The following is a 12504-nucleotide window of genomic DNA, read 5'->3' as shown; positions in this document are numbered from 1 at the left end:
TGCACAGCATGAAGAACCCCCCGCAGACAGGAGCGGGGGGTTCCTCGTGCCGGGTTCTGGCCGCGTCAGCGGGACTTGGGGTCCAGCGCGTCGCGCAGGCCGTCACCGAACAGGTTGAAGGCGAGGCTGAACAGCACGATGAACGTCGCCGGGTACACAAGCACGTACCAGTACTCGGGTTTCAGCCACGCGCGGGCGAAGTCGATCATCTGACCCCACTCGGCGAAACCGGACTCGAAACCCAGGCCCAGGAAGGACAGGCCCGCGACGGTCAGCGGCACGGTCGCGAGGTCCAGCACGGCGATGGTGAACACCGCGGCGATGCTGTTGGGGACCACGTGCTTCAGGATCAGGCGAGGGTCGCGCGCGCCCAGGCTGCGGGCGGCGTCCACGTACTCCAGCTGGCGGGTGCGGAGCACCTCACCGCGGATCAGACGGGCGTACCCAGCCCAGCCGGTCACGCAGAATGCCACGATGATCGGCAGGGTCGGGTCGTAGTCCCCGCCGCCGCTCTGGAAGCGGGCGCGCAGGATGGTCAGGATCACGACTGTCAGGATCAGGGGCGGCAGCGAGAACAGCACGTCGATGAACCGCTGGATCAGGTTGTCGATCCAGCCGCCGTAGTAGCCGCTGATCGCGCCGATGACCACGCCGAGCGCCAGGGTGATCGCCACGATGATGAACGCCATCTTCAGCGCGGTGCGGGTACCCCAGATCAGGCCGTAGTAGATGTTGTAGCCGTTCACGGTGCCGAAGGGCGCGGCGGCGCTGGGCGCGCTGGGTTCCTGCGCGAAGCTCAGGCGTTCGGTGCGGTAGCAGCTCTCGGGCGGCGTGAACACGGCGCGCCAGAAGGCCCCTCCAGCGGGGTTGTAGACCTCGTTCGCGCTGGTGATGTTCAGGTCGCGCAGGCAGTTGCCGCTGGGTTTGGCGATCAGCGGCGCGAACAGCGCGATCAGGCCGAACAGGATGGTGATGATCAGGCCCGTGATCGCCAGCGGGTTGCGGCGCAGCTTGCGGGTGGCAGGGCTGGTCCAGAACTCCTGGAAGCGGCTGCGTTCCTGGGGTTTGGTGGGGGCGGCGACGGTCATGCGGTCCTCCGGGTCAGGGTGGGGCGGGGCATCAGTCGAACCTCACGCGCGGGTCGATCACGCCGTACAGGATGTCGACGATGGTGCTCACGACAACCACGATCACGGCGGTCAGCATGGCGAAGCCCAGCACGGCGGCCAGGTCGACGCCCACGGCGGCCTGCACGACCCACTGGCCGATGCCGGGGAACGCGAAGATCGTCTCGGTGATCAGCGAGCCGCCCAGCAGACCGATGATCAGGAAGCCGCCCAGCGTGACGATGCTCAGCAGGGCGTTGCGGCGGGCGTGCTTGCGGTTCACGACGCTGGCGGACAGGCCCTTGGCGCGCGCCGTGCGGACGTAGTCGCTGGTCAGCGCCTCGAGCATGTTGTTGCGCATGACCTTGATGATGTTGGCGCTCAGGACGATCACCAGGGTCAGGGCCGGGAGGATCATGTGCTGCAGGGCGTCCCAGGCGATGTCCCAGCGGCCGTTCAGGGCGGCGTCGACGGTCAGCAGGCCGGTGTAGGTCCTGATGTCGCCCAGCGCAAAGGTGTTCACGACGTTCAGCTGGCCCGAGCCGGGCAGCCAGCCCAGGTAGGCGTAGAACACGGCGAGCAGCAGGATGCCCACCACGAAGCTGGGCAGCGAGTACCCGAGGACCACGAACACGCGCAGCAGCTGGTCGATGAACTTGTCCTTGTGCAGGGCGCTCAGGGTGCCCAGCCACACGCTGATCAGCAGGATCGGGATGGCGGTCAGGATGGTCAGTTCGACCGTGCGGGGCAGCCGCTCCTTGATCGTGACGATCACGTCCTGGTTGCTGGCCTTGGAGTACCCCAGGTCACCCTGGAGGGTGCTGCCCAGCCAGCGGCTGTACTGGACGGGGAAGGGGTCGCGCAGGCCGCGCTGTTCGATGATCTGTTCCAGGCGGGCGGCCTGCTGTTCGCTGCGGATGTACGGCGCAGCGCGCTGCTCGGGGGTGAGCAGCTGGGTCAGGCCGACGATCATCAGGGAGAGCACGAGCATCACCACAGGAATCTGGATGAGTCGCTTCACGATGAAATTGAGCATGAGAGCCTCGGGGTGGGTGACTTTCCGCGTGTGGAGCCGCGCTGGGCTCCGGCAGTCGGAGCGAAGGGATGAAGAACGAACGTTGGTTTGGAAGGTGACGCCTGAGCTGTAGTCCGCTCTCTAGACTAGTTCAAAAGGGCCGGACAACGCAAAGGTGACGGTCCTGGCGTCCCGGTATGGAGAACCGATTCTGACGGCTGGAACGTCAGTTTTCCTTGTGGACCTGCCTCGTCTGTGATCTGCGGTGACGGCGTGTGAACCGCGCGGGCCCTGATGCGGCTACCACAACAGTCAGGGCAGCCCCGGTATGGGGGGCTGCCCTGTGCCGTCAGCTCAGAGAAGGGTTACTTCTTGCTGAGTTCCTTCCAGAACGTGCCGGTGGCCGCGAAGGAGATCATGGGGTTGTAGTTGCTGGCGCTCACGCCGACCAGGTTGTCGCGCATGAAGATGTAGTTGATGCCGGCGGGCATCAGGATGTACGGGGCCTGCTCGAAGGCCTTCTTGCCGACCAGGCTGTACAGGCGGTTACGCTCGGTGGTGTTCACCGTGCTGCGGGCCTGCTCGAGCCACTTGTCGATCTGGCTGTCCTTCCAGTTCAGGCGGGGGTTGTAGTACCCGTTGCTGCTGTAGAAGGTGTACATGAAGTTGTCCGGGTCGGCGTAGTCAGGCGCCCAGCCCATGATGGTCATGGCTTCCTTGCCGTCCTTGGAGTCCTTGAGCATCTCGCTCCACTGCTTGGCCTGGATGTTCACGCGGAACTTGGGGTTCAGCGCTTCGAGGTTGGCCTTCAGGATTTCCATGGCCTTCTGCGAGGGCTCGCTGCCCTGGCGGTAGTTGGCGGTCAGGACGAAGCCGTTCTTCCACAGCTGGCCGCCGTAGGCGCGCTTGAAGAAGGACTCGGCCTTGGCCTTGTCGTAGGTGTACTTGCTGACCTTGGCGTCGTAGCCGCCGAAGATCTCGGGGAGCAGCATGGTGCGCTGCTTGCCCTTACCCTTCTGCACGTCGGTGATGTACTTCTGGTAGTCGAAGGCGTAGCTGAAGGCGCGGCGCACGTTGGCGTCCTTGAAGAAGGTCGCGGGGATACCCTTGCCGTCCAGCTTGCCGCTGCCCAGCAGCGCGGGGTTCTTGATGTTCTGGTTCATGAAGAACGCCGTGGCGACGGTGTTGTCCAGGTTGTCGACCCAGGTGACGCCGGCCTTGCCCTTGACCTGGGTCTCGTCGACCGCGCGGCCACCACCGTCGATCAGGTCGGCGTCACCGCGCAGGAAGGCCTGCTGGCGGGCGGCGAGTTCGCTGACCTTCTGGATCACGATGTTCTTGATCGCGGGCTTCTTGCCCCAGTAGCCGTCGAAGGCGGTGGCCAGCAGGGTGTTGGAGTCCTTGCGGACGAGCTTGTACGCGCCGGTGCCGCTGGGAGCCTGGCTCAGCTTACTGTTGGTCAGGTCCTTGCCGACCCAGTCCTTCCAGGTGGCTTCCTTGCCGTTCCACTCGCCCAGGCCGGCGGCGTACTTGCTGTCCACGACGCTCTGGCCAGCGAAGGCCAGTTTGGCCAGGAAGGCGGGGTCCACGGCGGGCAGGTTGAAGATCAGCTGTCCGGCGTTGTTGCACTCGACGGCCTTGTCGATGCGGGCCCAGGTGATGGTCTTGTCGTCGGCGGCGTTGGCGCCGGTTCCCAGGAGGCTCTCGGCAAGGAACCAGTTGCCGGACTCGGCGCTGTTGGTGACCAGGTTACGCTCGAAGGTGTACTCGGCGTCGGCGCAGCTGAAGGCGTTGCCGCTGTGGAACTTCACGCCCTTACGCAGGTCGAAGGTGTAGGTCTTGCCGCCGTTGCTGATGGTCCACTTGGTGGCCAGCAGGGGCTCGAGCTTGCTGAGGCTGGCGCCGCTGTAGGTGACGAGGGTCTCGTAGATGTTTTCAACGACGCCGCCGGAGGCCGTGTCGTAGGTGACGCCGGGGTCCATGGTGGGGATGTCGGAGGAGGACTGGTAGACCAGGGTGTCCTTGGGGGAGGCCGCGAGGGCGCTGGTGAGGGCCAGCAGGGTGGCGAGAGCAGCAACTTTTTTCATTGATCCTCCAGATGGGTGCTTTGACGGTCTGCGCGAGGTCGCCCGTCTGGGCGGCTCGGGTGGACAGTCTGTGGGTTGATCGGCGGCATCATAGCGCAGCGTCTGCAGCGTTGGTGTGACGTTCGTCCGGTTGTCCGCGCCGGGCATCAGAGATACTTCGTGGCTGTGCTGAGAAAACGCATCTGTCTATATTTATGCATGTTCGGCGGTGCTGGACGCGGCGTCTGGTGAGCTTGAGGCTCATGTGGTGGCTCTTGAGCATCGTGTGTAGGGCGGCGCGCGTGGCATACTGCGCCGCGTGAAGAAGCGCATCCTGCTGCTGGCCGGCGGCCAGTCCGGTGAACACGAGGTCAGCCTCATGAGTGCCCGGAGTGTCCTCAGCGCCCTGCCCCGCGATCAGTTCGACGTGACGCCCGTGGTCATCAGCAAGCAGGGCCGCTGGCTGCCCCCCACCGAGACGCAGCGCGCCCTGGAATCCGGCGAGGCCCCGACCGGCGGTGACCTCGTGCTGCACCGCGCCGCGAGTGCCGAGGGCTACGACGCCGTGTTCCCGCTGCTGCACGGCCCGATGGGCGAGGACGGCACCGTGCAGGGCCTCCTGACCCTGGCCGGGATTCCCTTCGTGGGCAGCGGCGTGCTGGGCTCGGCGGTCAGCATGGACAAGGTCATGACCAAGCAGGTGCTCGCCTCGGCGGGCATCCCGCAGGTCGCGTGGGCACTGGCCGTGCGCCGTGAGTGGCAGACCCAGCCTGACACGGTGCGTGAGCGCGCCGCCGCGCTGGGCTACCCGCTGTTCGTGAAACCCGCGAACCTGGGCTCCAGCGTGGGCATCAGCAAGGTCGCCCGCCCAGAGGATCTGGACGGCGCGATGACCCTGGCGTTCAGCCTGGACCGCCGCGTGATCCTGGAGGCCATGACCGCCCACAAGCCCCGCGAGGTCGAGGTCGGCATCTTGGGCAACGACGCGCCGATCGCCAGCCCGGTCGGCGAGCTGCGTTTCGACGCCGACTTCTACGACTACGAGACAAAGTACACCGAGGGCCGCGCCAGCATGCACATCCCCGCGCCGCTGAGCGCAGAGGTCGCCGAGCAGATCCGCACCCTCGCGTTGCGCGCCTTCCGCGCACTGGACTGTGCAGGACTGGCCCGCGTGGACTTCTTCTACGTCGAGGAGACCGGCGAGCTGCTCCTGAACGAGGTGAACACCATGCCGGGCTTCACGACGACCAGCATGTACCCCAAGCTGTTTGAGGCGGCAGGCCTGAACTACAGCGCGCTGGTCACCCGGCTGGTGGAACTGGCCCTCGAAGACCGCTGACCGCACCGCCCGCCGGAGTGTTCTCCACACCTCCGGACCGGGCAGACCTGCGGGGGAGCGGCGTCTCCAGGGATGTTCAGCTGCCTTGAGGGACCAACAGCACGCCCCAGGGCTCTGCCTCCCACCACTGTCATGTCGGCGCCTCAATCCGCTCGGATCAGAGGGATCGGGGGATTCCCTCCATACCCCTGAATTCTGCTGTAGGGAAGAGCAGCTGGCTTCCGCTCCATCAGGAAGCCCGCTGCCTGTGGTTCTGGTAGCAGTCCGCGTCGGCTGGAGAGCAGTCTCCAGAGGGTCTGGGCGGCTCCCTCAATCCCTCTGAATCGAGTGAGCTTACAGTGCTGCGGAGCACGTGCGGCCCCTGTACCCGGAAGAACATGTGCCGCACCGCTGCCAGGGTCGAACCCGCCGTGCACCTCCTGCGACCCACCCCACGCGCCCAGACGTACTTCAGGCGCCTCTCCTGAAGCCTGAACATCTCCAGTGCAAAGCCTAAAGGTCAGATCAGACGTCCAGCACACGGCCCTTCCTACAATGAGGGCCTCGACAGCGGACGGCACTCGCGGGCGCACACCCCGCCACCTCCTCTGAATTCAAGCAGCGTCAAAGGGGCAGGGTATGGACTGGAAGAATCTTCCCGGCAGTGGGAACGTTGAGGATCGTCGTGGAGCCGGTGGACTGCCCGGCGGGGGCATCGCGGTGGGTGGTGTGGGCGGCCTGATCATTGCGCTGATCGCCATGTTCTTCGGCATAGACCCCGGAGCGATTCTCGGTGGTGGCAATAGTAGTCAGCCCACCCAGCAGAGTCAGTCCACACAGACCACCCAGAACGACGAGGCATATCAGTTCGTCGATAGGGTACTGGGCAGCACCGATCAGGTCTGGGGCAGCATCTTCAGGCAGGCCGGTCGGACGTACAAGGAACCACGCCTCGTGCTTTACACGCGTGGCACTCAGTCAGGCTGCGGTCAGGCCGATAGTGCCGTCGGCCCGTTCTACTGCCCCACCGATCAGAAGATCTACCTCGACACCAGCTTCTTCACGCAGATGGACCGGCAGCTCGGTGGTGGCGGCGACTTCGCGTACGCATACGTGATTGCCCATGAGGTCGGTCACCACATCCAGAACGAACTCGGGATTGCCGATCAGGTGAACCGCCGTCAGCGCAGTGCCCGCACCGAGGCAGAGGCGAACAGCTACAGCGTGCGCCTGGAACTCCAGGCCGACTGCTTCGCCGGGGTGTGGGGCAACAAGACCCAGCAGGACGCCAAGATCACCCAGGCGGACGTGCAGGAAGCCGTCGCGACCGCCGAGGCCATCGGGGACGACAATCTCCAGCGGCAGGGGCAGGGCTACGTCGCCCCGGATTCCTTCACGCACGGCAGCGCCGCGCAGCGCGTCCGGTGGTTCATGACCGGCTTCAGGAGCGGGAACCCCAACAGCTGCGACACCTTCAACGTGAACTACAACCAGCTGTAAGGCCAGTGGGAGGCGGGGCGGGGTGGGGAGACCCGACGCGCCCCGCCCCTGCTGCGTGACGGCGCTCACTACGCCCGGGCACAGCATGCGCTTTCCTATCCCCATGACGGGTTGGGAGGTCGCGGGCGTGCCCGTACAGATCCGGCGCAGCGCGCGGCGGCGCACGGTGGCGGTACAGGTCACGCCGGGCGCTGTGACGCTGTTCGCGCCGACCCGCGTGCCGCTGTCCCAGCTGCGCGACATTCTGGATGCCCGCCGCGACTGGGTCGCCGGGCACCTCGCCGGGTACGCCGCCCGGCCGCCGCAGCGCCCCGCCCCGCAGACCGGGCAGCGCGTCCCGTTCCTGGGACAGGACCTGACCCTGCACCTGGACGCGGCCCGCACCCGTCCGGACCGTGACGGGGACACCCTGCACCTGCCCGCGCAGAATGCCGAGGTCGCCCTGGCCGCCTGGACCTGCCGGGCCTGCGCCGTCCCGTATCGGGCGCTGGTGGAGGACTACGCCGCAAAACTCGGCGCGGCTGACCGCCTGCGTGCCGTGCACGTCAGCGACACCCGCACCCGCTGGGGCAGCTGCTCCGCCGACGGGAGTATCCGCCTGCACTGGAAACTGACCCGCGCGCCCACCGAGGTCCTGCACTACGTCGCGCTGCACGAGGCCGCGCACCTCCTCGAACTGAACCACTCCGCGCGCTACTGGGCGCACGTGACCCGCCTCATGCCCGGGTGGCAGACCCACCGGGCATGGCTCAAGGAGTACGGACACACCCTCTAGAGGGTCAAAAGGTCGAGGGTCGAAGCGGTCAGAGAGATTAAGTCTCAGACGCTTCGACCCTCAGACCATTGACCCGCTCTACATGGCGGGCATCGGTTCCGGCATGCCGGGCGTGTCCGGGTTGGGCGTGGGGTGCGGTTCGGGCATCCCGGGGGTGTCCGGGTTCACCGGGGGGTCCATCACGGGACCGCTGTCACCCGTGCCGGGCATCTGCTCGGGCATCGGGGTGGGCATGTCGGTGGGTTCGGATGCGGGGGCGGGCGGACGGTCGTACGGTCCAGTCATCGGGGCACCTCCTGAGTGGGAATGACCGTCAGTCTGCCGCGCAAGGGTGCGATCAACCACCGAGGTGCATGAAGCGGGCTTCAGGGTCGGTACTCGACCAGCAGCGGCCGGTGGTCACTGAGCGTCCACGGGAGCACGCGGGCGCGGGAGGGCCGCAGGTCACGGCTGAACTGGTGGTCGATCCGCAGGCGCAGGCCGGGGTACGTCCAGCCGGGGCCGCGCCCGGCACGCTGGAAGGTGTCGGGGCCGACCGCCTGCCGCAGCGCCCGGTACGCCGGTCCGCGCGGCGGGGTGTTCAGGTCGCCGCCCAGGATCAGGGGGCCGGGGGTGCGGCGCGCCAGGGTGATCAGCACGTCCAGCTGTGCGGCGCGCAGGTCGCGGGAGCGGCGCAGCCGGGCCGGGTCGCGCAGGGCGGCACTGACCTGCGTGGCTCCCGGGTGGGCGTTCATGACCGTCAGCGGGCGGCCGTCCCAGCGCAGGTGGGTCACCAGCGCGGCGCGGTTCAGGCCGGGCAGGGGCCGCGCGTCGGTGCCCAGCAGGGGCAGCCGGGTGAGGGTCAGGACCTCCTGCGCCCGCACGGCGCGGTAGCCGGGCAGGGCGGCCCGCAGCTCCCCCTCAAAGGTGGGGGCGTGAAAGCGGGCTTCCTGCAGGAGGATCACGTCGGCGTTCAGGGCGCGCAGGGCTGCACCCAGTCCGGCCGGGGAGGTGCGTGCGCCGCCCAGCACGTTGAAGGTCACCACCCGCAGCGTGCCCGACTGCTGCGGCCGCCAGTGCAGGAGACCTGCGCCCCACGCGGCCAGCAGCAGCGCGGCCAGCGCCATGCCCAGGCCCCAGCGACGCCACGCGGCCCAGGCCAGCGCGGGCAGGCACAGCAGGACCCACAGCAGCGGCGGGGCGTACGCGAGCAGCAGGGTGGGCAGCGTCCGCTCGCCGATCAGCTCACCCAGCGCCCAGCCGAGCACCACGAGCAGCAGGGTCAGCAGAGGCAGGGCAGACAGGTGGGCGTGCACAGCGCGCAGTGTGCCGCCTGCCGCCGCACAGCGCGTCCACAGAAAAGGGGAGAGGGTGGGCGCCCCGTGACACCCACCCTCCTGCTGAGCAGGGCCGTTACCGGTACTGCGCGGCCAGCGCGCGAGCTTCCTCCTGCCGGGCCAGTTCGGCGCGCTGCACGCCCGACACGGCGTCCGCCAGGGCCTCCTTCAGCTCGGCCAGCCCGCGGTTTTTCAGGGCGCTGACGGCAATGCCGCCCGTGCATTCCAGCTCACGGTCCAGCGCCTCCGGGTCGGCCGCGTCGGCCTTGTTCAGCGCCACGACGGTCGGCATGTCCCGGAAGCCCAGGTCCTCCAGGATGCGGTTCACGGCGTCCAGGCGGGTGTCCGCGCCGGGGCTGGCGGCGTCCACCACATGCAGCAGCACGTCCGCGTCCCCGATCTCCTCCAGCGTGCTGCGGAAGGCGCGGGTCAGGTCCTTGGGCAGGTCGCGGATGAAGCCCACCGTGTCGGTCAGCACGACCGGCCCGATGCCCTCCAGGTACCCCTGGCGGCTGGTGGGGCGCAGCGTGGCGAACAGCTTGTTCTCCGCCAGCACCCGGCGGGGTTCCTCGGCGGCGTGCGTGAACGCGTTCAGCAGCGTGCTCTTCCCGGCGTTCGTGTACCCCACGATGGAGATCACGGGCACGGCGTTGCGTTCGCGGCCCTTGCGGCGTTCCTCGCGGCGCTGCGCGACACCCTCCAGCTGCTTCTCCAGGAAGCTCAGGCGGTCGTTGATGCGGCGGCGGTCCAGCTCCAGCTTCGTTTCCCCGGGCCCGCGCGTGCCGATGGCGCCGCCCCCCGCGCTGCCCCCGCCGCCGCCGATGCGGGACAGGGCCGCCCCGGCACCCAGCAGGCGCGGCTTCATGTAGCGCAGCTGCGCCAATTCCACCTGCAGGCGCGACTCCACACCCTGCGCGTGCAGCGCGAAGATATCCAGGATCAGCTGCGTCCGGTCGATGATCTTCAGGCCCGTGGCGGCCTCGATCTCACGCGCCTGGGCCGCGCCGAGTTCCTGCCCGAAGATCAGCAGGTCCGCGTCCAGGTGGTACGCGCGGCTCGTCAGTTCCTCCAGTTTCCCCGCGCCGACCAGCGTGCCGGGCTTCAGGTTGCGGCGGAACACCAGTTCGCGGTGCACGACCTCCGCCCCGGCGGTGCGGGCCAGTTCGGCCAGCTCGTCCAGGCGGTCCTCGGCGTCGAATTCACCCTGGTCGATCTGCACCAGAATGGCGCGCTCGTGGTCCTTCTTCGCCACGCGCGTGCGGGCGGCGCGGGCAATCTCCTCCTCCAGCGCCTGCACCTGCGCGCCCAGGTCGAACTCGTCAATCTGGAAGGCGGGCACGGGCGGCAAGATGCGCCAGTCCTCCTCCTCCCCGACCGTGCCGGGCGGCGTCAGGTGCGCCGTGTGCACCAGCCCCGCCTGGCCCTCGTTCCGGACCTCGATGGCGGACACGGCGTCCAGGCGCTTCAGGAACAGCGTGGAGAGGTCGCCCTTGCTGAGCGCCCCGCCGCGCGGGTGGGTGTGCAGCAGGTGGAAGCCCGACAGGCGGTTCTCGCCCATGCGCAGGTCCGGGAATTCGGTGCCCTTGGCGTCCGCCACGCTGACCGAGATCACGCGGCCCCGCCGGTCGATCAGGACGCCCACCTCGCGCCGCACGTCATTCGACAGTTCCGCGAGGTTGCGCGCGAGTTCCGGCGAGCCCACCCGGCCCGGTTCGATCCGGCGGCGGTACAGGTTCCCGAGGGCTTTCATCTGAGCCGGGCGGAGGCCCGACGTATTACCATGCACTTTATCGATAGCTGGTCACTTCCTTGAATACGCGCCCCACCCGCCGCGCAGGCGGCCGGAAAGGGGAGAGAGGTGAAGGGCACACTGCCGGGCCGTCAGCAGCCCCGCCCAGCTATCACGCTGGAACTGGGGGCGCGGCCATGCCTGCATTGACGTCATGTTACCGCCGCAGGTCACGGGCAAACGTGTGGGTTCACTTGAAGTTCTTGATCATTGTGGCCCCAGGGTACGGGGCAGGCAGGGGAGAGCGCATCGGCCACCTGACGTAGATGGATGTCAACGGCTGATGGTTACTACTCTTCGGTCATCCCGTCTTGCCAGTACTGCGTGGCGAAGTCCACCAGGGCGCGCTGGGACATGAGTTTCGCGGTCGCGGAGCCCACCACGCCCACGGTCACCGCGCCGGTCGCCTCGAACGCCGCCTTGACGGGTGGGAAGGCCTGCTCGTGGTAGTCCGCCTCGTCGAAGGTCAGCCAGTGCCGCTCGCCCCCGACCAGGACCGGGCCGCTGAAAGGCACGGTGGGCCGCTGCCCGGCCCGCACCTCCGCGAGGTGCAGGCTGGTGTTCACGTCGGTGCCCAGCAGCAGCACCCGGCCGTCCAGGTCATACACGCGGGCCAGGGGTGAGCCCTCGCCCAGCGAGAACGCGAGCGGGTTATCCGCCGTGACGTGCTCGGCGTGGCGGCCCCACGCGGCGAACGAGCTGTGCGGGTGGTCGCTGCGCCGCGCGCCCGGCCACGTCCGCAGTGTCTCCGCAACGCGGCCCATGCCCCGGCTGGGTGTCACCGCCGGATCGAAGGCGGGCAACTCGGCGCGGATGACCGGCCACCACGCCTCGGGCACCCTCGTCCGGCCCCACCTGGCCGGGTCGGTCAGGTTCAGCGTGAAGGTCGGCACGACCAGCGTCCCCTGCGGCCCGACCGCGTCCTGAAGCGCCTGCACGACGGCTGCCGCGCCGCCCGCCACCCAGCCAAGACTGCTGAGGCTGGCGTGCACGATCAGCGTGTCGCCCGGCTGCACCCGCAGGCGGCGCAGATCGCCCGCCAGGGTCGCGCGGGTGCGCGGCGTGTCCGTCCGGGCGATGATCTCGGCCTCACTCATGCTGTTCCCCGCTGCATGTCCGCAGCGTACGCGCGCGAGCTGGGAACGCGCATCGGCCAGGGCGCGTACTGGGCGGAGATGTCGGATCTGCTGCGTGAAACCCTGCGTGAGGTGCTGTACGGCCCGGACGGCCTGTCGGGCCTGTTCAGCGTGCCCGGCGACGGCCTGCTGCGCGCCGCGCACGCCCTGACCCTGGACGACCTGCGCGCCGCCCCCGGAATGGCCGGGCGGGTCATGGCGCTGCGGCACGCGCTGGAACTCACCGCCCTGCGCCTCGCCGACCCACACGCGCTTCTCAGCGACCCGACCGACCCGCAGGGCTGGCAGCCGCCGGGCGCGCAGGCGTGGCGGGACGAACTCGTGAACCTCGCCCGCGCCGGGCAGGCGCTGTATGACGCACTGTTCCTGCCCCTGACGCCCGCCGCGCAGCGCGAGGCCCACGGGGCGGTCCTGCACGCCGCGCGGGAGGCGGCGCTCCTGCAACACTGGCGCGGTCTGCGCCCGCAATGAACGGAGGAAAGG

General features: G+C 68.5%; 11 protein-coding genes. 4 read left to right on the top strand and 7 right to left on the bottom strand.

From position 1 onward, the window contains the following. Window positions 1–65 precede the first annotated feature (65 nt). The 3 genes from SY84_RS05835 to SY84_RS05825 all read right to left on the bottom strand — a co-directional run bounded on the left by SY84_RS05835 (window position 66) and on the right by SY84_RS05825 (window position 4208). On the bottom strand, window positions 66–1088 hold the full coding sequence (locus tag SY84_RS05835) for an ABC transporter permease (protein WP_046843230.1): 1023 nt from the start codon (window positions 1086–1088) through the stop codon (window positions 66–68). 31 nt (window positions 1089–1119) lie between these two features. Continuing rightward, window positions 1120–2142 carry an ABC transporter permease gene (locus SY84_RS05830; protein WP_046843229.1) on the bottom strand — a complete coding sequence of 341 codons (1023 nt, stop codon included), beginning with the start codon at window positions 2140–2142 and terminating at the stop codon, window positions 1120–1122. A gap of 344 nt (window positions 2143–2486) precedes the next feature. After that, entirely contained in the window at window positions 2487–4208 is a 1722-nt protein-coding gene (locus SY84_RS05825) for an ABC transporter substrate-binding protein (RefSeq protein WP_046843228.1), read from the bottom strand. Between the two features lie 298 nt (window positions 4209–4506). Here SY84_RS05825 and SY84_RS05820 point away from each other — a divergent pair, with 298 nt between their 5' ends. From SY84_RS05820 to SY84_RS05810, 3 genes are all read left to right on the top strand, one after another. Next, window positions 4507–5526, top strand: a complete 1020-nt coding sequence (locus SY84_RS05820) for a D-alanine--D-alanine ligase family protein (protein ID WP_046843227.1) — start codon at window positions 4507–4509, stop codon at window positions 5524–5526. A gap of 618 nt (window positions 5527–6144) precedes the next feature. After that, entirely contained in the window at window positions 6145–7005 is an 861-nt protein-coding gene (locus SY84_RS05815) for a neutral zinc metallopeptidase (protein ID WP_046843226.1), read from the top strand. 103 nt (window positions 7006–7108) lie between these two features. After that, window positions 7109–7780, top strand: coding sequence for a M48 family metallopeptidase (locus SY84_RS05810; protein ID WP_157882904.1), 672 nt, complete (start codon window positions 7109–7111; stop codon window positions 7778–7780). A gap of 78 nt (window positions 7781–7858) precedes the next feature. On the opposite strand, the gene SY84_RS05805 is transcribed toward SY84_RS05810, so the two are convergent. The 4 genes from SY84_RS05805 to SY84_RS05790 all read right to left on the bottom strand — a co-directional run bounded on the left by SY84_RS05805 (window position 7859) and on the right by SY84_RS05790 (window position 11982). Continuing rightward, window positions 7859–8065, bottom strand: a complete 207-nt coding sequence (locus SY84_RS05805; protein ID WP_046843224.1) for a hypothetical protein — start codon at window positions 8063–8065, stop codon at window positions 7859–7861. An 80-nt stretch (window positions 8066–8145) separates the two neighbouring features. Continuing rightward, entirely contained in the window at window positions 8146–9075 is a 930-nt protein-coding gene (locus SY84_RS05800) for an endonuclease/exonuclease/phosphatase family protein (RefSeq protein ID WP_245621417.1), read from the bottom strand. 97 nt (window positions 9076–9172) lie between these two features. Next, the gene (gene hflX, locus SY84_RS05795) at window positions 9173–10846 is read right to left on the bottom strand and encodes a GTPase HflX (protein ID WP_245621416.1); all 1674 of its coding nucleotides are present in this window, start codon (window positions 10844–10846) and stop codon (window positions 9173–9175) included. A 329-nt stretch (window positions 10847–11175) separates the two neighbouring features. Continuing rightward, on the bottom strand, window positions 11176–11982 hold the full coding sequence (locus SY84_RS05790) for an aminoglycoside N(3)-acetyltransferase (protein WP_046843221.1): 807 nt from the start codon (window positions 11980–11982) through the stop codon (window positions 11176–11178). 15 nt (window positions 11983–11997) lie between these two features. Here SY84_RS05790 and SY84_RS05785 point away from each other — a divergent pair, with 15 nt between their 5' ends. Continuing rightward, window positions 11998–12492 (top strand): hypothetical protein, encoded by a 495-nt coding sequence (locus tag SY84_RS05785; protein WP_046843220.1) that lies wholly within the window; start codon window positions 11998–12000, stop codon window positions 12490–12492. The last annotated feature ends 12 nt before the right edge of the window (window positions 12493–12504 follow it).

Origin of the sequence: Deinococcus soli (ex Cha et al. 2016) (genome assembly GCF_001007995.1) — a bacterium.
In the GTDB taxonomy this organism is placed as follows: domain Bacteria; phylum Deinococcota; class Deinococci; order Deinococcales; family Deinococcaceae; genus Deinococcus; species Deinococcus soli.
Note: the sequence above shows the minus strand (reverse complement) of the source record. Positions and strands in the feature narration are given on the sequence as shown.